Origin of the sequence: Cupriavidus sp. D39 (genome assembly GCF_026627925.1) — a bacterium.
Taxonomy (GTDB): Bacteria; Pseudomonadota; Gammaproteobacteria; order Burkholderiales; family Burkholderiaceae; genus Cupriavidus; species Cupriavidus ulmosensis.
This window is the reverse complement of sequence record NZ_JAPNLE010000009.1, coordinates 4663334-4684487: the sequence shown is the minus strand read 5'-3', so window position 1 is coordinate 4684487 and position 21154 is coordinate 4663334. Positions and strand designations below refer to the sequence as shown.

At 63.1% G+C, this 21154-nt stretch carries 17 protein-coding genes, 1 other RNA gene and 5 pseudogenes; 7 read left to right on the top strand and 16 right to left on the bottom strand.

Features of this window, described 5'->3' with window-relative positions:
- Positions 1–3: 3 nt before the first annotated feature.
- The 5 genes and pseudogenes from hisC to gyrA form a co-directional block, all read right to left on the bottom strand.
- Positions 4–1119, bottom strand: coding sequence for a histidinol-phosphate transaminase (hisC, locus tag OMK73_RS33890; protein ID WP_267605861.1), 1116 nt, complete (start codon positions 1117–1119; stop codon positions 4–6).
- Between the two features lie 93 nt (positions 1120–1212).
- A complete protein-coding gene (pheA, locus tag OMK73_RS33885) occupies positions 1213–2298 on the bottom strand; it encodes a prephenate dehydratase (RefSeq protein ID WP_267605860.1) in 1086 nt (361 codons plus the stop codon).
- Between the two features lie 171 nt (positions 2299–2469).
- A pseudogene (gene serC, locus OMK73_RS33880) lies at positions 2470–3628 on the bottom strand (3-phosphoserine/phosphohydroxythreonine transaminase).
- A gap of 110 nt (positions 3629–3738) precedes the next feature.
- Positions 3739–4302, bottom strand: coding sequence for a DUF2059 domain-containing protein (locus tag OMK73_RS33875; RefSeq protein ID WP_267605859.1), 564 nt, complete (start codon positions 4300–4302; stop codon positions 3739–3741).
- Between the two features lie 82 nt (positions 4303–4384).
- A pseudogene (gene gyrA, locus OMK73_RS33870) lies at positions 4385–7098 on the bottom strand (DNA gyrase subunit A).
- Between the two features lie 458 nt (positions 7099–7556).
- Here gyrA and ompA point away from each other — a divergent pair.
- From ompA to OMK73_RS33840, 6 genes and pseudogenes are all read left to right on the top strand, one after another.
- Positions 7557–8214: pseudogene (gene ompA, locus OMK73_RS33865) on the top strand (outer membrane protein OmpA).
- A gap of 107 nt (positions 8215–8321) precedes the next feature.
- Complete coding sequence (ubiG, locus tag OMK73_RS33860; RefSeq protein WP_267605858.1) at positions 8322–9071, top strand: bifunctional 2-polyprenyl-6-hydroxyphenol methylase/3-demethylubiquinol 3-O-methyltransferase UbiG; 750 nt, start codon at positions 8322–8324, stop codon at positions 9069–9071.
- A gap of 2 nt (positions 9072–9073) precedes the next feature.
- The gene (gene gph / locus OMK73_RS33855; protein ID WP_267605857.1) at positions 9074–9745 is read left to right on the top strand and encodes a phosphoglycolate phosphatase; all 672 of its coding nucleotides are present in this window, start codon (positions 9074–9076) and stop codon (positions 9743–9745) included.
- Between the two features lie 87 nt (positions 9746–9832).
- Positions 9833–10191, top strand: a transfer-messenger RNA (tmRNA) gene (ssrA, locus tag OMK73_RS33850).
- A gap of 173 nt (positions 10192–10364) precedes the next feature.
- Positions 10365–11609, top strand: coding sequence for a tyrosine-type recombinase/integrase (locus tag OMK73_RS33845; protein WP_267605856.1), 1245 nt, complete (start codon positions 10365–10367; stop codon positions 11607–11609).
- 62 nt (positions 11610–11671) lie between these two features.
- The gene (locus OMK73_RS33840) at positions 11672–12211 is read left to right on the top strand and encodes a hypothetical protein (RefSeq protein ID WP_267605855.1); all 540 of its coding nucleotides are present in this window, start codon (positions 11672–11674) and stop codon (positions 12209–12211) included.
- Positions 12212–13821: 1610 nt separating this feature from the next.
- Here the strand turns inward: OMK73_RS33840 and OMK73_RS33835 are convergent.
- The 4 genes and pseudogenes from OMK73_RS33835 to OMK73_RS33820 all read right to left on the bottom strand — a co-directional run.
- On the bottom strand, positions 13822–14388 hold the full coding sequence (locus OMK73_RS33835; RefSeq protein ID WP_267605854.1) for a hypothetical protein: 567 nt from the start codon (positions 14386–14388) through the stop codon (positions 13822–13824).
- A 463-nt stretch (positions 14389–14851) separates the two neighbouring features.
- Entirely contained in the window at positions 14852–15253 is a 402-nt protein-coding gene (locus OMK73_RS33830; RefSeq protein WP_267605853.1) for a hypothetical protein, read from the bottom strand.
- Positions 15254–15770: 517 nt separating this feature from the next.
- Complete coding sequence (locus OMK73_RS33825; protein ID WP_267606611.1) at positions 15771–17603, bottom strand: DUF927 domain-containing protein; 1833 nt, start codon at positions 17601–17603, stop codon at positions 15771–15773.
- A 195-nt stretch (positions 17604–17798) separates the two neighbouring features.
- Positions 17799–17987 (bottom strand): annotated as a pseudogene (locus tag OMK73_RS33820) (hypothetical protein); the annotation flags it as partial.
- Here OMK73_RS33820 and OMK73_RS33815 point away from each other — a divergent pair.
- Positions 17938–18081, top strand: a complete 144-nt coding sequence (locus OMK73_RS33815) for a hypothetical protein (protein ID WP_267606660.1) — start codon at positions 17938–17940, stop codon at positions 18079–18081. The pseudogene OMK73_RS33820 and the gene OMK73_RS33815 overlap by 50 nt on opposite strands.
- A 25-nt stretch (positions 18082–18106) precedes the next feature.
- Here the strand turns inward: OMK73_RS33815 and OMK73_RS33810 are convergent, their stop codons facing one another.
- The 7 genes and pseudogenes from OMK73_RS33810 to OMK73_RS33780 form a co-directional block, all read right to left on the bottom strand.
- Positions 18107–18610 carry a PriCT-2 domain-containing protein gene (locus OMK73_RS33810; protein ID WP_267605852.1) on the bottom strand — a complete coding sequence of 168 codons (504 nt, stop codon included), beginning with the start codon at positions 18608–18610 and terminating at the stop codon, positions 18107–18109.
- Between the two features lie 170 nt (positions 18611–18780).
- Positions 18781–19113, bottom strand: coding sequence for a hypothetical protein (locus tag OMK73_RS33805; protein ID WP_267605851.1), 333 nt, complete (start codon positions 19111–19113; stop codon positions 18781–18783).
- Positions 19114–19142: 29 nt separating this feature from the next.
- Positions 19143–19475, bottom strand: a complete 333-nt coding sequence (locus OMK73_RS33800) for a hypothetical protein (RefSeq protein WP_267605850.1) — start codon at positions 19473–19475, stop codon at positions 19143–19145.
- Between the two features lie 37 nt (positions 19476–19512).
- Positions 19513–19827 (bottom strand): hypothetical protein, encoded by a 315-nt coding sequence (locus OMK73_RS33795; RefSeq protein WP_267605849.1) that lies wholly within the window; start codon positions 19825–19827, stop codon positions 19513–19515.
- Positions 19820–20299, bottom strand: a complete 480-nt coding sequence (locus OMK73_RS33790; RefSeq protein WP_267605848.1) for a hypothetical protein — start codon at positions 20297–20299, stop codon at positions 19820–19822. The genes OMK73_RS33795 and OMK73_RS33790 overlap by 8 nt, the downstream gene beginning before the upstream one ends.
- Entirely contained in the window at positions 20292–20480 is a 189-nt protein-coding gene (locus OMK73_RS33785) for a hypothetical protein (protein WP_267605847.1), read from the bottom strand. The genes OMK73_RS33790 and OMK73_RS33785 overlap by 8 nt, the downstream gene beginning before the upstream one ends.
- A 368-nt stretch (positions 20481–20848) precedes the next feature.
- A pseudogene (locus OMK73_RS33780) lies at positions 20849–21010 on the bottom strand (helix-turn-helix domain-containing protein); the annotation flags it as partial.
- Between the last annotated feature and the right edge of the window lie 144 nt (positions 21011–21154).

Genomic DNA, 21154 nt, shown 5'->3' with positions numbered 1-21154 from the left:
CGCTTATTTGAGGGCCTTTTCCAGCGCCGCGATAAAGGCAGCGTTTTCTTCAGGCAGGCCGATGGTGATGCGCAGCCATTGCGGCAGGTTGTAGTTGCCCACCGGCCGCACGATCACGCCCTGCTTGAGCAGCGCCAGGTTGACCCGCGCGCCGGCGCCATCGTCCTGGCCCACACGCACCAGCACGAAATTGCCCGAGGACGGCACGTACTGCAGGCCAAGCCGGTCGAACGCCGCCACCAGTTGCGCCTTGCCGGCACGGTTGAGCTCGGCGCTGCGCCGCAGGAAGGCCGCATCGCCCAGCGCCGCCACCGCCGCGGCCTGCGCCAGGCTGTTGACGTTGAAGGGTTGGCGGATACGGTTGAGCAGATCGGTGAGCGCAGGCTGCGCCACGGCGTAGCCGATGCGCAGGCCGGCCAGGCCGTAAGCCTTGGAGAAGGTGCGCGACACCAGCAGGTTGGGATACTTGCGGACCCACGCGATCGAATCGTACTGCTGCGCGTCGTCCAGGTATTCGTTGTAGGCCTCGTCCAGCACCACCACGACGTCGGCCGGCACCTTGGCCAGGAAGGCCTCGATGTCGGCTGCCGGCAGGAAGGTGCCGGTCGGGTTGTTGGGGTTGGCGATAAAGACCAGGCGCGTGTCCGCCGCCATGGCCGCGGCCATGGCGGCGAGATCGTGGCCGTAGTCGCGCGCCTTGACCTCGATGGCGCGCGCGCCGACTTCCTGCGTGGCCAGCGCATACACCGCGAATGCATGCTCGGCATAGACGATCGACTCGCCCGGCTTGACCAGCGCATGCGCCGCGATTTCCAGGATGTCGTTGCTGCCGTTGCCCAGCGTGAGCCAGTCGGCCGGCACGTCGAAGCGGGCCGACAGCGCGCCCTTCAACACGAAGCCGTTGGCGTCCGGGTAACGGCCCAGGTCGGCCATGGCGGCAGCGATGGCGGTCCGGGCCGATTCGGGCATGCCGAGCGGATTCTCGTTCGAGGCCAGCTTGACGATGGTGGACTCGTCCAGGCCAAACTCGCGCGCGACTTCGGAAATCGGCTTGCCCGCCACGTACGGGGAAATCGCCCGCACATACTCGGGACCGAACTGCTTGCCCTGCTCTGCCATGTTCATTCCTTCTCTGAAACGTTGTTCGCGGATCCGGCTGCCGCCTGGCAGCCGCACCCATGCCAGCGGCTCCGCCGCCTGGTTGCCGCCTCGTTACCGGCTGGACGGATAGGAGCCCAGCACCTTGAAGTAAGCCGCGTTGCGGCGCAGCTCTTCCAGCGCGCGCGCCACCGAAGCATCATGCTGGTGGCCTTCCACGTCGACGTAGAAGTAGTACTCCCACGCGCCGCTGCGCGCCGGGCGCGACTCGAACCGGCACATCGACACGCCGTTGTCGGCCAGCGGCGCAAGCAACTGGTAGACGGCGCCGGCCTTGTTGGGCACCGAGAGGATCATCGAGGTCTGGTCGCTGCCGGAGGGTTCGGTCTCGTAGCGGCCGATCACCGCGAAGCGCGTGCGGTTATGCGGATCGTCCTGGATATGCGTGCGCACCAGATGCAGGTGGTAGCGATTGGCCGCCGACTCGCCGGCGATGGCCGCCACGGTGGGATCCTCGCTGGCCATGCGTGCCGCTTCCGCATTGCTCGATACCGCCTGGCGCTCCAGGTGCGGGTAGTTGGCCGTGAGCCAGTGCTGGCACTGCGCAAGCGCCTGCGCGTGGGCGCGCACCACGGTCACGCCCTTCATGTCGGGGGACGTTGCCATCAGGTTGTGGTGCACCTTCAGCGCGATCTCGCCGCTGATCTTCAGCGAGGTCTGCAGGAACAGGTCCAGCGTGCGCGAGACCGCGCCCTCGGTGGAGTTTTCCACCGGCACCACGCCGTATTCGACAGTACCGGCTTCCACCGCGCGGAACACCTCGTCGATGCTCGGGCACGGCACGCCGCTGACCTCGTGGCCGAAGTGCGCGTACAGCGCCTGCTCGGAGAACGTGCCGGCCGGGCCGAGGAAGGCCACCTCGAGCGGCTTTTCCAGACCGCGGCAGGCCGACATCACTTCACGCCAGATCGCCGCCACGCTGTCGTCGAGCAGCGGACCGGGGTTGGCGCCCTGGACCTTGCGAATCACCTGCAGCTCGCGCTCGGGACGGAACACCGGCGCGCCGTACTTTTTCTTGACCTCGCCTACGTCGAGGGCGAGTTGCGCGCGGCGGTTCAGCATCGCCAGCAGCTCGCGGTCGAGCGTGTCGATCTGCTCGCGCAGCGGCGTCAGCTCGACGCCCAGCGCTTTCTCGGCCACGCCATTGTCCTGCTGCGCCTCCCCTGCGCGCCTTGCTTGTCTTGATTTGTCATTGTATGAATCCGCTACGCCACGTCATTGCGCAGTGGCAATGGCAATGGAAATGGCCCTGGAAAAAACCGAATCGGCACTGCAGCGGCAGCGCCACGCGATGCCGCTGCAAACGAAGGATCAGGCCGCGGTCCGCTCGAATTCGCGCATGTACTCGATCAGGGCGGCAACGCCCTCGATCGGCATGGCGTTGTAGAGGCTGGCGCGCATGCCGCCGACCGACTTATGGCCCTTCAACTGCACCAGGCCATTGGCACGCGCGCCTGCCAGGAAGGCGTCGTTGCGGGATTCGTCGGCCAGGAAGAACGGCACGTTCATACGCGAGCGGCTGCCCGGATCGATCTCGTTGCGGTAGAACGCGCTCTGGTCGAGGAACTCGTACAGTGCATGCGACTTGGCGATATTGCGTTGCTCGATCGCGCCCACGCCGCCCTGCGCCTTGAGCCACTTGAAGACCAGCCCGGCGATATAGATGGAATAGGTCGGCGGCGTGTTGTACATCGAGTCGTGCTCGGCCACCAGGCGCCAGTTGAACGCGGACGGGCAGAGCGGATGCGCATGGCCCAGCAGGTCCTCGCGCACGATCACGATGGTCAGGCCGGCCGGCCCGATGTTCTTTGCGCGCCGCCGTAGGCCACCTGCACCCGCGACCAGTCGACCGGGCGCGACAGGATGTGGCTGGAGACGTCGGCCACCACGACCGGTCCGCCATCGCGGTGCTGGCCAATGTCGGGCACGTCCTGGAACTCCACGCCAACGATGGTCTCGTTGGTGCACAGGTGCACGTAGTCGGCATCGTCCGACAGCTTCCAGTCAGCCACATCCGGGATGCGGACGAATTTTTGCGCGGTGCTGGTGGCAGCGATATTCACCTCGCCGTAGCGGCGCGCTTCCTGCTCGGACTTGACCGACCAGGTGCCGGTGACGACGAAATCCGCCTTGGGGCGATCGGCGTTCACGCGCCGCATCAGGTTCAGCGGCACGATGCCGTTCTCGCCGATGGCGCCCCCTGCAGGAACAGGATGCGGAAATTCTTCGGGACCTGCAGCAGCTCGCGCAGGTTGGCCAGCGCCTCGGCCTGGATGCTCTCGAACTCGCGGCTGCGGTGGCTCATTTCCATCACCGAGACGCCGGATCCGTGCCACGACAGCATCTCGTCGGCTGCCTGCAGCAGCACTTCGGTCGGCAGGGCTGCCGGACCGGGCGAGAAGTTATAGACACGCTCGGCCACGGCGCGCTGCATCATGGCGGCAAGTGCTGGATTCTGGGGTTCGTTCATGGATCGGGATGGAAATGAAAAATGGCTGCCGGTATTACCCAAGCAGCCATTATCCATCAAACCCGCGCCAGATTGGGGAGGCGAGGACAGCGCCCCGCCCGCCCAGCGGATTACTTCGCCGCGGCGGCGATTTCCTTCTCGGCGGCGTCGCGCATCGACTTGCCGACTTGCGGGCCGTACTTTTGCATCATCGAACCCCAGATTTCCTGGGTCGCCTTGCCCTGGTTGGCCATGAACTTCTGGCCGGTCGGCGACTTCAGGAACGTGGTCAGGTCCTTGATTTCCTGGGCGCTGTAGTACTTGCCGAAGGCGTCGTAGTGGGCCTTCATGGCATCGCTCTTGAAGCCGTCGGTGGTGAATGCCGTGCCGGCGCCATCGACCATGCGCTGCACCGCGCCGTTCTTCTTGAGCTTCTCGACAGCAGCCTGCTTTTGCTTGTCGTTGAGCGTCTTGTTCTCGACCAGTACCTGCTCCAAGACCATGGGCGCTTCCTGCTTGGCGCCTTGCTGCCAGTTCTCGGCCTGGCCCTTGACGGCCTGGTCGGCTTGCATCACGGTCAGGAGTTCCTTGATGGCAGTGGTCTTGTCGGCGTCCTGGGCATGCGCCGCGTTGGCCAGCATCATGGCCGGAACGAAGGCAGCCAGAACAGCGATACGTCGATAGGTTTTGAGCATTGTGACTCCCTTGTAAATATGTCCGTTTTTAGTCCCGCGGCCGGCAATCGAGTTCCGTCCAACGGGTCAATGTTGCAACAACTTACGAATTTGATCCTGTATCAGGCGTGCCAGCGTCGGTGCCGTCCTGCGCACCTGCCTGCTCACCGTCGGCAGCCGGAGCCGCCGCGTCCACCGCGTCCGCCCCTTCTTCGAGTTCGTCGCCCGCCACACCGTTGTCGGCATCGCTTTCGACGATTCGCTGCAGGCCGGACAGCTTGGTGCCCTCGTCCACATTGATCAGGGTCACGCCTTGCGTGGCGCGCCCCATCTCGCGGATTTCAGACACACGTGTACGGATCAGCACGCCGCCGGTCGTGATCAGCATGATCTCGTCCTCCGGCGACACCAGCGCGGCAGCCACTACCCGGCCGTTGCGCTCGCTCGTCTGGATCGCAATCATGCCCTTGGTGCCACGGCCGTGTCGAGTGTACTCGGCGATCGGAGTGCGCTTGCCGTAACCATTTTCGGTGGCGGTCAGCACGCTGCCCACCGCGACGGCTTGCTCGCTGGTCTCGGCCGGGGCCACCAGCATGGCGATCACGGTCTGGCTTTCTTCCAGGTTCATGCCGCGCACGCCGCGGGCCTGGCGGCCCATCGGACGCACGTCGTTCTCGTCGAAGCGCACGGCTTTGCCGGAATCCGAGAACAGCATCACGTCGTGCTGGCCGTCGGTGACGGCAGCCCCGATCAGGTAGTCGCCCTCGTCGAGATCGACCGCGATGATGCCGGCCTTGCGCGGGTTCGAGAACTCGGTCAGCGCCGTCTTCTTGACGGTGCCGCGCGCGGTGCTCATGAAGATGAAATGCTCGGCGTCGAACTGGCGCACCGGCAGGATGACGTTGATCTTCTCGCCATCGGACAGCGGGAACATGTTGACGATCGGCCTGCCGCGCGAGTTGCGCGACCCCTGCGGCACCTCGTACACCTTCAGCCAGTACAGCCGGCCGCGGTTCGAGAAGCACAGGATGTAGTCGTGCGTGTTGGCGACGAAGAGCGTGTCGATCCAGTCGTCTTCCTTGGTGGTGGTCGCCAGCTTGCCGCGGCCGCCACGCTTTTGCGCGCGGTACTCGGAAATCGGCTGGCTCTTCATATAGCCACTGTGCGACAGGGTCACCACCATGTCCTGCGGCGTGATCAGGTCCTCGGTATCGAGCTCGGTCGCGTTGAGCTCGATGTGCGAGCGGCGCAGGTCGCCGAACTCGGCGCGGATGGCAGTCAGCTCGTCGGTGATGATGGTGCTGATGCGTTCCGGGCGCGACAGGATGTCGAGCAGGTCGGAGATGACCGCCATGACATCGCGGTATTCCTGGACGATCTTGTCCTGCTCCAGGCCCGTGAGGCGCTGCAGGCGCATCTGCAGGATTTCCTGGGCTTGCGAGTCGGACAGGCGGTACAGCCCGTCGGCTTGCATGCCGAAGATGGCCGGCAGGCCGTCCGGGCGGTAGGAGGCGCGGCCGCCGGCGGTGTCGCCTTCGGCGCGTGCCAGCATCTCGCGCACCAGGCTGGAATCCCAGGCCTTGGCCATCAGCCCTTGCTTGGCGATGGGGGCGTGGGCGCCGCCTTGATGATGGCGATGAACTCATCGATGTTGGCAAGAGCAACCGCCAGGCCTTCCAGCACGTGGCCGCGCTCGCGCGCCTTGCGCAGCTCGAACACGGTACGGCGGGTGACGACTTCGCGCCGGTGCGACAGGAAGCAATCCAGCATCTGGCGCAGGTTCAGCAGGCGCGGCTGGCCGTCGACCAGCGCCACCATGTTCATGCCGAAGGTGTCCTGCAGCTGGGTGTGCTTATAGAGGTTGTTAAGCACCACCTCCGGCACTTCGTTGCGCTTGAGCTCGATCACCACGCGCATGCCGGATTTGTCGGACTCGTCGCGGATATCGGAGATGCCCTCGACCTTCTTGTCCGTCACCAGCTCTGCGATCCGCTCGAGCAGGGTGCGCTTGTTGACCTGGTAGGGCAGCTCGTCGACGATGATCGCCTGGCGTTGGCCACGGTCGATATCCTCGAAGTGCGTCTTGGCGCGCATGACGACGCGGCCGCGGCCGGTGCGATAGCCTTCGCGCACGCCCTGGATGCCATAGATAATGCCGGCGGTCGGGAAGTCCGGCGCCGGAATCAGCTCGATCAGCTCGTCAATCGTGGCTTGCGGATTACGCAGCAGATGCAGGCAGGCATCGACCACTTCGTTAAGGTTATGTGGCGGGATATTGGTGGCCATACCCACCGCGATACCCGACGAACCATTAATCAGCAGATTCGGGATGCGTGCCGGCAGAATCAGCGGCTCATGTTCGGAGCCGTCATAATTCGGCCCAAAATCGACAGTTTCCTTATCGATATCGAGCAGCATCTCGTGGGCAATCTTGGACAGGCGGATTTCGGTATAACGCATGGCTGCCGCGTTATCCCCGTCCACCGACCCGAAGTTACCCTGGCCATCGACCAGCATGTAGCGCAGCGAGAAATTCTGCGCCATCCGCACGATCGTATCGTATACAGCAGTGTCGCCGTGGGGGTGATACTTACCAATCACGTCCCCTACGATACGGGCCGATTTCTTGTACGGCCGGTTCCAGTCGTTGTTAAGCTCATGCATCGCATAGAGCACGCGCCGGTGTACCGGCTTCAAGCCATCCCGTACATCGGGAAGCGCGCGCCCGACGATCACGCTCATGGCGTAATCGAGATAGGAACGGCGCATTTCCTCTTCGAGGGAGACCGGAAGGGTTTCTTTGGCGAATTGATCCATTGCGGCGTGGGTTATCCGGCGAATTTAAACAGAAGGCACCCAGGTGAATCGCCATTCGCCAAAGCGGCGTCTGACAGGTGGGCAACGTGACATTCTAACATGCGCGGCTGCCCTCTCCCGCAGCCGCGGCGGCCCCCTTGGCAGGGGTTCCGGCAGGGCCGGGAAAGCGCGCGCAAGGCCGTGTCGAAAATCCTGCAAGCACGGCCCGACAAGGGTTTGCGGGCATCGCAAGAGCCATGTTGCACAAACACCACAGGCCTAAAACCCATTGGTGGAATCGAATATATTTACTTCTTAGGAAACGACCCTTGTGGCACAATTCCCCAGCGAAGAGCCAGACATTGTTCGAAGTGGAGCATACACCGCATCGAGAATGTTATACTCCGAAGAATGTATGACTTGTTTCCGTCCATTTGCTCGCAGTAACCCTGCGGTGATCTCATCCTGAGAGGAGAAATATGAAAAAATTTGCCAAGCTCGCGCTCGTTGCAGCTACCGCAGTAATGGCTGCATCCGCTCAAGCCCAGTCCGTCCCCTACGAAAAGAAGGCTGTGAACGATAACTGGGGCAACGGTACGAGCGAGTACGTGTGGAAGAACGGCACGAACGAGCTCTGCTGGCGCGACAGCTCGTGGACCCCGGCCACCGCCAACGCCCTGTGCGACGGCGCCCTGGCTCCGGCGGTCGCTCCGGTTGCCCCCGGTGGCACCGGTTGCTCCTCCGGTTGTTTCCAGCGAAAAGGTCACTTTCGCTGCTGACACCCTGTTCGATTTCGACAAGGCTGTGCTGAAGCCGGAAGGCAAGTCCAAGCTGGACGACCTGACCTCCAAGCTGTCGGGCATCACCCTGGAAGTGATTATCGCAGTTGGCCACACCGACTCGTTCGGTTCGGACAAGTACAACGATCGCCTGTCGATCCGTCGTGCTGAAGCCGTCAAGGCCTATCTGGTCAGCAAGGGCGTGGAAGCCAACCGTGTCTACACGGAAGGCAAGGGCAAGCGTCAGCTGAAGGTTGACCCGAAGTCGTGCAAGGGCAATCGCAAGGCGCAAATCGGCTGCCAGCAGCCGAATCGTCGCGTGGAAGTCGAAGTGGTCGGCACCCGCAGCGCACGTTAATCGGAACCTTTCCGATGAAAAAAGCCCAGCGCAAGCTGGGCTTTTTTGATACAGTCGCTGCATATCCTCCGCCTTCACGCCGCCGCCCTGGTGGCGCGCCAAACTCCATGACGCAGATATCCTCCCCGCTTCATCCGACCGTTGAAACCACCTTGATCGGCAAGAACGCCGACGCGCGCGAAATCGACAAGTTCAGCGAGCTGGCCCATCGCTGGTGGGACCCGGAAAGCGAGTTCAAGCCGCTGCACGAGCTCAATCCCCTGCGGCTCGGCTGGATCGACGGCATCGCCAGCCTCAAGGGCAAGGACGTGGTCGACATCGGCTGCGGTGGCGGCATCCTGGCCGAGAGCATGGCGCGCACCGGCGCCACGGTGCGCGGGATCGACCTGTCCACCAAGGCACTGAAGGTGGCCGACCTGCATAGCCTGGAATCAGGCGTGTCCGTCACCTACGAGGAAATCGCTGCCGAAGCCCTGGCGGCTCGCATGCCCGCCAGCGTCGATGTGGTGACCTGCATGGAGATGCTCGAGCACGTACCGGACCCGCAATCGATCGTGCGTGCCTGCGCTACGCTGGTGCGCCCTGGCGGATACGTGTTCTGCTCCACCATCAATCGCAACCTCAAGGCCTACCTGCTGGCCGTGGTCGGCGCCGAATACGTGCTCAAGATGCTGCCGCGCGGCACGCATGACTACGACAGGTTCATCACGCCATCCGAACTCGCTCGCTACGCCCGCAACACGGGGCTCGAGCTGGTCGAGATGCGCGGCATGACCTACAACCCGCTGACCCAGGTCTACTCGCTGGGCCGGGACACCGATGTGAACTATATGATGGCATTTCGCCGGCCGGCCTGAACATGCACACCTACGACGCAGTCTTCTTCGATCTCGACGGCACCCTCGCCGACACCGCCCCTGACCTGGCCGCGGCGGCCAACCGGCTCGTCACCGAGCACGGCCGGCCGCCCGTGGACTACGAGAAACTCCGCCCGGTCGCCTCGCACGGCGCGCGCGGCCTGATCGGCGCCGCCTTCGGCAAGAGTCCGGCCGATCCTGAGTTCCCCGCGCTGCGCGATACCTTCCTCGATTACTACGAGGCCGACATCGCGGTGCATACGCGCCTGTTCGACGGCATGGCCGAGGTGCTGGACGCGCTGGAAACCGCCGGCATCCGCTGGGGCATCGTCACCAACAAGATCACGCGCTTCACCGCGCCGCTGGTCGCCGCCATCGGGCTGGCGCCGCGCGCCTCGGCCGTGGTCAGCGGCGACACCACGGCGCACGCCAAGCCCCACCCCGCGCCGCTGCTGCATGCCGCCGAAGTCAGCGGCGTGGCGCCCGGGCGCTGCGTGTATGTTGGCGACGACGTGCGCGACATCCAGGCCGGCAAGGCCGCCGGCATGATCACGATCACCGCTGCCTACGGCTACTGCGGTGACGGCGAGCCGCCCGAGGCATGGGGTGCCGACTATCTGGTGCGCCATCCCAGCGAGCTGATCGCGCTGCTGGCACCTGTCGGGCATCCCTGACGCTGGAGGCGGCCCGCAGTCATTGACACCTGGAGCCGCCAACGGAGTACAATCTGCCTTCTTGACACTGTTCACACAGTTCACGCAGGGGCCGACCTGGTTTCGACGTGGGTTACAAAGCAGTGGAGGGCATACCGAGGACCCGTCACCTCGTTAATCAATGGGAATGCAATAACTGCTAACGACGAACGTTACGCACTGGCCGCTTAATTGCGGCCGTCCTCGCACTGGCTCGCTGGCGGGCTAGAGTCGCAAGACTACGCGAGGTCATTAACGCCAGATAAGCCCTGAGTATGTCACGGACCTAGGGACGAAAATTTAGTGACTCGCCGTTGTAGAGCGTGTCCGTCCGCGATGCACCGGTTAAATCAAATGACAGGACTAAGTATGTAGAACTCTCTGTGGAGGGCTTGCGGACGCGGGTTCGATTCCCGCCGGCTCCACCAAATACTAGTTTCAGGTTAATCCTGGACATTCCAAAAGCCCGGTATATCCGGGCTTTTTCTTTGGTTTCTCGGGATTTAGCGTCCCATACGGTACCGGGGCATTTCTTTACAGCCCGAGCATTTTGGGGGTAACTTTCGGGGTAGCTTGTTACCCCCAAAATAGTTACCCCCAAATGCCACTCACCGACACTGCCATCAAGAACGCCAAGCCAGGCGAGAAGCCCGTCAAGCTGTATGACGCTGACGGCCTGTTGCTGTGGATTGCCCCCAGCGGCGGCAAGTGGTGGCGGCTCAAGTACCGGCTTGGGGGTAAGGAAAAGATGCTTTCCCTTGGCACGTACCCCGAGGTGGGTTTGCGTGAAGCCCGCGAGCGCCGCGACGAGGCCCGGCGGCGGCTGGCTGATGGCATCGACCCCAGCGCCCACCGCAAGGCGGCCAAGAGCACCAAAGCGCCGCGAGAGGCCAACAGCTTCGAGCTGGTCGCGCGCGAGTGGCACGCAAAGTACGCGAGCACCTGGTCAGCCAGCCACGGCGTGAGGATCCTGCGCCGCCTGGAAGCCAACGCCTTCCCCTGGATTGGCGGCAAGCCTACGGCCGATCTCAAGCCGGCCGATGTGCTGGAAGTGCTGCGGCGGGTGGAGCGCCGCGGCACCCTGGAAACCGCTCACCGCCTACGCGACAACATCGGCCAGGCGATGCGCTACGCGGTGGCCACCGGCCGAGCCGAGCGAGATATCACCGCCGACCTGCGCGGCGCCCTGCCGCCAGTACAGAAGCGGCACTTCGCGGCGATCACCGAGCCGGCCAAGGTGGGCGAGTTGCTGCGGGCCATCGACGGCTATACCGGGACCTTCCCCGTAGCCTGTGCGCTCAAGCTCGCACCACTGCTATTCCAGCGTCCCGGCGAACTGCGCCTGGCGGAGTGGCCTGAGTTCGACCTGGACGGAGCCACTTGGGAAATTCCAGCTGGCCGTATGAAGCGGACCAAGCAAGGCAAGGCCGAGGGCGCGGCACACATCGTGCCGTTACCGAGTCAAGCGGTTGCCATCCTCCGCGAGCTGCACGCCCTGACCGGCACCGGCCGTTATGTGCTGCCTGGCGTTCGCTCGCCGAGCCGCCCCATGAGCGACAACACCATCAACGCCGGCCTACGGCGCATGGGCTACGACAACGAAACCATGACGGGCCACGGTTTCCGTGCCATGGCGCGCACCATACTGGACGAAGTGCTAGCCTTCCCGCCGGCCATCATTGAGGCGCAGCTCGCGCACGCCGTCAAAGATCCGCTTGGCCGCGCCTACAACCGCACTGCCCACCTGCCGCAGCGACGCGAGATGATGCAACGCTGGGCTGACTATTTAGAAGGGATCAAACGCGGAGCGCAGATCCTTCGATTTGAAGGCGATCAGGCCGCTTAGCACGATCAGCTCTTGCAGAGAAAGCGATTCAGCAGCAACAGCCAATAGCGGAGAGCGACGACATGAAAGACATAGATGGCATAGAGCGGGTCCTGGAAGAGTTAAAACCCCATTGGGCCGCCATCGAGGACGACTTCAACAAACACAATGCTCGCTATCTGGAGCTGGCCAAGGCTGACCACGATGCGATTGGACGCGTATTGCGGTCGCACCTGGTCATAGAGAACTTCCTAGATAGGTATCTCGAAGGGCATCTTGGCATCACGGATCTGGCTGAGTTGCGGCTCACATTCGCCCAAAAGGCCAAGCTCCTGCCAGCCAAGCAAGCGAGCGCCGCAACTGTTCGGCCAGGCATTATTCAATTGAATAGGATCCGAAATCGCTTTGGCCACTCGCTAGACCCTAGCATCCCGCAACAGGATGTGAGCGCCATGGAAGAACTTCTTCGGCTGGCCCGCCCAGGCGTCGCTTTTCCAACTGCCGTTGACGTGATCGAGGCATTTGCACCTGTAGCTTGCGCCTTTCTGTCAGTGCCGCCGCCCCAACTACAGGAGCTATTTGCACGCGCCTTTATGCATGTGCAGTCTTACTCACACGAATAGTAACTAATGGCCAGAACGTATTTTTCCCAATAACGGGGATGCCCGCCTACTCCGCCACCGCACGCTAATCGTGGTCTATCTACCGGTCGGTAATTAACTCACCCTAAGGGGTCTTTCATCTAGAAAACGATTGCGGTGCGAATGACCCCCATGAGATCGGACCCCGGAAGGACCCGCGTGCGCCAAGCCGCACCCGGAGGGGTACTCCCGCCTAGGACCGGAGGTGTGGATCGCCACTGCTAGATGCCATTCACATTTTCTGATCAACTAAGCGAGATCCCCACACAATTCCGCCGATCAACTTGGAAGTCATTTTGAAAACATGGTGACAGTGGTGACACCCTGTGGATAAGTACCGCCAGCCGCTCTAAATCAACGGTTTGCGCGTCACCAAAAACGGCTGGTGACGCGGGTCCCGAGCTGGTGACGCTGGTGACAAGTGGCACCAGGCCTGACAGTAAATCAACGCATCCCGGGCGACTGCGAGTACCAAAATGCCGAGATAACCCATCGCGGCGATCATTCAGATATTTTCAACACACTACCCTACAAAGCCTCACCGCCGCCCCCCCAACCTATTGGAGCTAGACTCAGCCGGTCCATTCTGCCGCGCGAACAGGGCCTCCGCCAGGCCGCCACCGCCGCACCGCCAGGCGCTCACGCTGCAGGCCACCACGGCACTCATGAGCGGGGCATGGGGCGACACCACCTGGTCGGCATCGAGGGGCGAGCCTGCGGCCCGCTGCAGGCGTTGCCGTTGCTTCACCGCCCGATCTATCGTGATGGTGGACGGCGCTGCCGCGCCGGGCGGCTGGCCACTGGCATCGGGAGGTGGGCACGTCGCCGGCACGCATGTCTTGGAGCTAGCCAGTAGCTCACCGGCCGCCGCGCGAATAGAGCCTCCACCAGGCCGCCACCGCCGCACCGCCAGGCGCTCACGCCGCAGGCCATCACCGCTCGTTTGAGCGACCGCAGGGGGCCTCCACCTGGTCGGCATCGAGGGAGAAGCCTGCGGCCCGCTGCGGGCGTTGCCGCTGATCCACCGCCGGATCTATCGTGATGGTGGAGGGCGCTGCCGCGCCGGGCGGCAGGCCGCCGGCATCGAGACATGGCCACATCGCTGGCACGCGTGCCTTGGAGCTGGCCAACGGCTTGCCGGCCGCCGCGTGCATAGAGCCTCCACCAGGCCGCCACCGCCGCACCGCCAGGCGCTCACGCTGCTGGCCATCACGGCCCGCCTGAGCGGGACGCAGGGCGTCACCACCTGGTCGGCATCGAGCTGCGAGCCTTGCGGCCTGCTGCGGGCGCTACCGTCGCTTCAGCGTGCTGCTCAGCGACTCAGATCGGCCGTGAAGGGAACTCATCAACCTCACCTGGGCGCACATCGACTTGGAGCGGCAAACGGCGCACCTGCCGCTGACCAAGAACGGACACGCACGCATCATTCCCCTATCGAGTCGCGCTGAGGAAGTTCTCGCCGCAATGCCTAGCTGCCACGCCGCAAGCAATGCTGTTTGGCGGCCGGCGTTTGATGCTGTAGCGAGAGCCGCGCGTACCTGGCAAGGGCCGCGCGGCCTTTTGTTTGGCTCGATGGCAACGGGCCCAGGTCGCTACTCGTAAAAGGTGTAGTGTGCGCGCGAGTCGAAGCCCGCTGCTGGAAGATTCGGGGAAACGTCAACCGCAAATCCAGTGCGATAACGCTCCCCACCAAGAGACGTGTAGGTCAATACACCATAGAACAGGAACTGGATCGCATCCCCCTCCCTGTGGCCGTGTTCTACTGGTGGGCCTACCTGATTGGTCTCAAAGTTCTCTCCAACGGCCAACGTAGCCACGTGAACAAGCGGCGATGCGTTTTCGTAGCTGGGCTGTTCGGGAAGTGTTGTCTTGTCCTCGATCTTCACTACGCAAGACTCGATGCGAGCTGGTGAGCGGCCAACATTCTTCCACTTCAAGCTCGCATACCAGTTGTTAAGCAACTCTGGCCGAATCGGCGCACCCTCGCGCCGAACGATGTGGATGTGTTCGACACATAGCCACGGTCGCTCGAGATTGCCCTGACGTTCGGAGTTCGTCTTGGCGTCTTCCGCGAGGCGAACCGTGGCCCTGAAGAGCCGAGCGGTGTAGATGGCCAGCCCAATAGTTGCGACTGTTAGCACGATGGTTACGTACACCATTGCCCACTCTGAAGACCCGTAGTCGTGCTTGGACTCAGGCCGTGTCCCCTGCTGGACGGTGGAAGCGCCCAGCACTGACGGGGGCTCGCCACGCGGTGCGACGCTTGGGCTGCTACTAGTCTGCAGAATGGGTGGGGTGGGCATCTGGTATGTGAGCTAAGCCGAACCGCCACATTCTTCCACAGGATCGTGCCCTGCGGTCAGGCGGATTGATGCGCCGTTCACCGTCACGGCGACCGACCCAGAAAAATCGGCCCTTCCGCGCGCCCTCGCGTCCCGCCAGGCAGCCTGACGGGCGCGGAGCCTTACCGGGCCTCGGAATGGCGCTGCCTGTTGACGGCAGGACGCTAGGTAGGCTGCCCCTATTGCTGTGACGCACTGAACTCCGCCACCGCCCGGGCGATTACTGCCTTCCGGAGCGTGTCGAATTGCTCCGTGCCCAAGACTCGCCGCAGCCAGAGAATCAGACTCGTGTGCGCAGCCTCATCGTTGACCTTCTCCCCTTCCATTCTCCAAGACCGACCACCGCATAAAAGCTGCGATACATCCGGTCAATCATTTCTTCCCTCGCTGCCGCTTTCGGATCGGCACGGGTTACCTCAATGTAGTGAGCAGAAGCGCCAATTTCCCTCAGCGCCTTCTCGAACTTCTGCAACTTCCCATCTGTGTCCGCCGGAATCCAGAGAGCCCACTTGCGCCGGATGCATGCTAGTTCATAAGCATCCGCCAAGACCTTCTCAGTGGGGCCATGTGCGGTGATGGTAGCCAAGGCCCTATCAGAGCCTTCCACATATGACTCGCAGAACGCGACGTACTTGTCGAAGGCAACATTCGCCATATGCGAGCCTGCGGAGTCCGCAGCCATCTTGAGGCGCTCACGGTCGCTCTGCGCTCTCTGCTGGTACCACGCGACTCCGAAAGCTACGAAGGCCGCGAGAACGCCACCAGCAAATGACCATAGGCCGCTTGCGATACTATCCCCAAGCGCGGGCGCGGCTACGCTGGCCGTGGCGACTGTACTGGCCGCGACTACTGCGGAAGCGGGCATGTTTGTTCTTACTGGCAAGTGGTGAGGCTGGTATTGTACGTCGCGTCCCTCTGGCGTCCCTCCGCGCTGTGCGACGAGTGGTGTGGATTGCCGCGCCTGAGAAGGAAACTGTCCTGGAGAGGCGGTTGCTCTTCCCTCACACTGCGGGATCGGCACTTTGGGGTCAAAAGGATGAAAAGCAGTAATATCTCGAAAATCGCGCTGAACGATCTTGGCGGAACAGTAGCGTTTCTAACCGCCGGAATATTCTGTCTATCTGTCTTGTTTGATTGCAGCTAGCCATCGCAGGCGGAGATGCGTCCGCCCCGATAGTCATCCTCGGTACGAACAGGTTTCATGTATCCATCTCGAAGAGCCCCGAGGAAATGCAATACACGCGCGTTCGCCCCACACCGGGTATTCGCATCAGCTTATCCGGTCGGCCGCTCTTTTCTTCGTGCTGCAGTACGTCCATCGCCATCAACAGCGCAGCCACTGCCTTCGGGTCATATCCCTTGCATACCTCCCTGCGCCACACTTCGGGCTGGATGAAGTACTCGCACGCCGAAGCCTCCGCCGCCTCAGGGCTCATCTTGTCGCCAAACTCGCGCAGGTAGTCAGTATTCGTGTTGATCGGTGTTCCACTGCCCGTTACCAGGCGCTTGTATCCCGCGCGATTCATCGTATTGGGCTTGTGATCATCCGCAGCACGATTCACCCAGGTAAAGCGCGCATCCCCATGCAGTTCCAGAAAGCTGCGTACCTGCCGAACCATTGACTTATGCTCGCCGCTGCCTGCCCCGCCGCGCTCGGTCAGCCACGCGTCAAAGCAAGCCCGTGCCGCAGATGTGGCCCAGCCCGCCGGCCAGCCAGTCAAACCCGCACTGGTGGACAGCTCGCCGGCCACCCCCACCAGCGCAAATCGCGACGCCACGCGAAACACCTGGCCATGAGCGCCGCCCGCCACCCAATCACTCACCAGGGCGCTAACACCCTCCCGCAAGGCCTCCGCAAGCTCGGCTTGGTTGGCCACCGCCCATTCAATGAACCCCATGCCCGCCGTGCCGTAGTAGCTTCGCGTAGCCTCTTGCAGGTGATCGGACAAGGCCTTGCCCGAGACGAACCCGCAAAGGTCTTCAAACACGCCCAGGCCCTTACCTGCATCGGCCGGGATGTTGGCCAGGCGGATCTCTTGCCCCGACTTCGCCACCTTGCCGGCCTCGGCCATGTGATCGGATAGCTTGATCTCGCCGTCGGACAAGAACAGCAGTCGCCACGTGAGCGCCGGCCGCGCCGTGGCAGTGCGCGTGGCGCGCCCCTTGCCGGCCTCGTTGGCCAGCATGTAGACCGTATCCCCGATAATTTTCGGATCGACCTGGCCAATCTCATCCAGAATGAGCAGCGCATCCGAATGCTGCGCAGCGGTCAGTTCTAAGGCGTTGTCAGTCGCACGCCAGCTCCGCGCATAGTCACGCCCCCCAAACACTGAGGCCGCGACGCGCAGGCCCGTTGTCTTGCCGCTGGAGCTGTCCCCTACCAGGTGAAAGCCGCCCGACTGCAAGCCCGCATAATGCAGGAGCGGCGCCGCGAACGCCGCAGAGGCACAGAAGGTCAACCGCGTGTTACCGACGCACGCAGCCGCAACCTGCGTTTTCCACTCATCGAGCGTGCCACGTTGCTTGAACTGCGATACAACGCCCGCAGCCGACTGGAACAGCACACGCTCGCCCTCTGCCTCCCCTATGGTGCGATCCGGCAAGACAAACGCGCTCCCATGCCAGCCGATGCGATCCGTGCAGCGCGCCCGTGTTTCCGTCGCGGCCGTCTGGATGTACGTTGTCAGCAGGTTCTTTGCCTTCGAACCAGGTGCGATGTTGACGCCCATGGAAAGCAATGTCGCCCGGTATTCCGTGCCATCGCCGGCCAACATGCGCGCCGGCATCGCCCATTGCTTCGGGTGGCCATCGGCATCGTTGGCCACCAGGAGAAAACCCCACTCGCCATTGTGTTCGTCGCGGGTCTTGGCCTCGACATCGAGCCGCGAACAGACCCAGTACGGCGGCAACAGGTCGCCCTGGTCGCTAAAGCCGTGATACCAAACCCCTTTGGCATCCACATCGAACCATGGGCGGCCAGCCGGCCGGGCCGATTTAGCGGCCTTAGGCGCTTTCGTCTTGGTGGTGGCCACCTCACCCCCACCCTGCACCTTTGCGTCGCGCGTAGCGGCAGTCCGATGGCTTGCCGCAGCCTTATCAGTCCCGTCCGCTGCAGGCACAGCCGAAGGCACCGGCCGCATGGCGGCCTCAAGCTGCTGGCGCACCTGCTCAGTTCCAGAAGCGCGGGCCAGGTCGTTAAAGTCGCTGCCGCCCTCCGGCAAGCCTGCCGGCGCCACCATCTGACCACGTGCCCGCCGCGCAGCATCCTTGGCCGCCAGCAGCCCCGGATTCTTGCCCGTCTCCGCTTCGGTGGCCCGGTCATCGTCGGCGCAGATTAGCAGTTGCACATCCGGGAAGAGCTGCCGCATGGTTTCTGCCACGTGCCGCAGATTCGACGCATTGAAGGCCACCACCACCGGCAAGCCGCACACCTGGTGCAACGTCGCGGCCGTGGCATATCCCTCGGCCACCAGCAGCCACCCCGTCGCATCCGGCGTGCCGATCAGGTGATAGCAGCCCGACACGCGCCCACCCTTCAAAAGATCTTGTCGTTGCCGTCGCGCAGGGGTTTGCCGTAGATCCGCTGCAGGTTCCACAGTTGGCCCGCTGCGTCACGCACCGGCACCAGGATGCAGCCCTTGCCGAAGCGCAGGCCGTAGGCCTCCACACCCTTGCGCTTCAGATAGGTCGAACTACCCGACTCGGACGCGGCCTCCCACAACTCCACGGCCTTGGCAGCGGCCTGGCGCTGCCCGTCCGCCTGCTTTGCTTTGTCACTCAACTCACGTTGTTTGCGTTCGGCATCGCGGCGCGCCGTCTCTTCTTTCGACAAGGCAGGTGCCGGCCCAAACCGCTTAGGATCGAAGCCGCGCCCCATGGCTTCGCGCCACAGCGTCCCAAGGCCCACGCCTCCCGAAGCCTTGCAGCTCTTCCAAGTTGCGGCGGCGGCCGCGGCTTCGTAGTTCGCCGCTGACTCGCTCCACTCTTTGAAGAGCGGCCAGCCTTCGTCGCCGTACTCGTTCTTGAGGGCCATGCCCATTCGAACCCACAGCTCGCGGTCATCGGCCGGGATACAGGCCAGGGCGGCGCGTATCTTTTCCGGGGTGTGCTCACGTTGCATTAGGCTACCTCTACAGATTTTGGGCGCGAGTGCGCCCCGCCAGCTCTTGGTGGAGCCAGCACGGGTTTGCATTTCATCGGTATTGGCGCTTAGTGGACGCTAGGCGCGTCCTGCGCTTCCTCGTCGGTGGGCAGGCCCATGCCCGCAATGAGGTGCTGCTGAATCCGTCCGACCAGGCCAGCCATGTACGCATCTACGGACGCCGCTATCAGCCGCTCATCGGGCGGCTCCGGCACCAACTTGGCACCACTGAGCAAGGCTCGCTTAAGTTGCTGCGCCGAGTCGCGCATAAGCTCATGCAATCGCAATCGACCCAAGTAGGGCAGCATTTCTTCCGCTGCGCCAACGCCAAGATCGACGGCCCATTGCAGTTCCAAAGGAAAGGCGACGCAGAAGCTCGGCGCGCGCTTGATGGCCGGCACAGTGGCCGTCTTCGTTCGAGTAGTAGTGGTCACGCCTTATCCTCCGTGTTGATGATCCCGGCTGTAGGCCAGGGGAACAGATCATTCAGACAGCGGCCAACGACATCAGACCTGGCGCGCATCGTCGTCCCCCTCTTCGCGTGTGCAAAGTAGCCAACAGGCGTGCCGCCCAATGCACTGTGCACTATCTCTAGTTCTGCACCGACGCGAGGCAGCACGGCATCGAGCAGACACAAGAAGGCGTCTATATCATCCTCAGATTGTGCATAGCCAGCGGCCCAGCGAATCCCATGCAGGGCACTAATCGCATTCGACACCTTTCCCTTTGCTACGTCTCCCAAGACGGCCTGAGCCTGACTCATTCGCTCGCGCGCCTGGCACGTGCGGCATTCGCATGATTCACACATGGCACGCCTCCCCTGTTCTTGGCGCGGATTGCAGTTCGCTCAAGAGCTGAACCTCTAGCGCTAGGCCAGAGGCAAGGGTCAGCAACGCCTCTTGCAGGGGCTTGTCCAGCCTGGTGAAGTATTCGAAGCCCTCGCCACGAGTCATCGTCAGGAGCGCGTGAAGCTGCTCAGCCCTGCCTACGGCCATATCCACGGGCTCCGAAAGCAGCGCGCGGTTTGAAAGTACCGTGTCGTCTCCCGCACGATGCGCCGTAACGCCATATCGCGTGATCGAGCGGTGGTGGAGCGCTTCCGGTGATTTAGACATGGCTCGGCTCTCCAACAAGCTTGCGCCACCGCGCCTGGAACTCGTCCCGGTGCAGGTCCACGTCATTGTGAGTCTCGTCGGCCATACGCGCGCCTAGGCGGGCAAGCCCTTCGATAGCATCCAAGTTGTCGGGCTTGTGTTTGACGGATGCCAGACGAATGATGGCCTCGCAGATCGCTGTCAGGCCTGTGAAGCAATCCATCGCTACGATGCACACGTGCTCTGCCGTCTCCGCAGTTTCGCGCAGGCCCTCTCGGGTGTCTTGATGCTGCTTACACATGGCGCGGCTCCCTTGCACAGCCAGGTGCACAAGTTCGGCACTGAGCCGGTTGAACGTCAGAGACAGCTCCGCCTTGCAGAGCGCGGGCAGCGTGTCGAATGCATCGCCGTCTGGATCAAGCATGAAATCGGCCAACGCCTTGAATTGGCGCATGGTGACGGCGAAAGGATCGGAGGCGGTGCTGTTACGCATGACGCACCTCCGCTTGCAGGGCACGCACACGGTCAGCGACGGCCACCAGGGCAGCGCCGGCTACATCGAGCGATTCGCGATCAGTAGGTGCGGAAACGGCATCACGCAGCGCGGTGCGGACGATAGCGAGGATTTCAGGGAGTTGGGTTTGCTCGGGACGAGCAGAGGCACTAGCACGCATGGCAGGCTCCTGTAGAGGTAGGAACCGCCCTCCGTCGCCAAACGGGTGGGGCGGCAATGGCAGGTTGGCGAACCGGCTACAGGTGCCCGGCAGGGGCGAACCCCTCCCACCATGCCGCCCCATAGGAGACGCAATGGCCGGACGAAAAAATACCGCCAGTTGAGGCGGTCCGTCCGCCTGTAGTACCGAGTCGCCAAACCCGGCTATCGTTGTCTCGACAGCACGCACAGTATAGCGCGAGCTGGCCGCCGTGGCGAAAGCCCACGCCGGCGACGCCTGCGAGGCCAGTACCAGGGCAAGGGGCTCAGGGCCGCAACGGGCCAGCGTCAGGGCGGCGGCCATGGCCAACAGGCGCAGGCGGAAACACATCATGCCCCGCCCTCCAGCGTATAGACCGCCACATTGTGGCGCTTGCCATCCGCTGTAACGCGCCACTCCAGGCGCGTGGTGATTTTGTGACCTAGCGCCCGCAGCTCAAGCACGCGGCACGGTACGTCCTGGATGCTATGCACGCGAGCTGCAGCGAGGCTATCGAGCGCCCCCGGCGCAGGCCGGCAAGCAGGCGGGCGCGCTCGGCTTCAGCACGTCTACCGCCCTCAATGCCCTTGCACAGCATCCGACGACTCACCGGCACTTTCACCTGGTACGTGGCATTGACCAGGTAGGCGCTTACG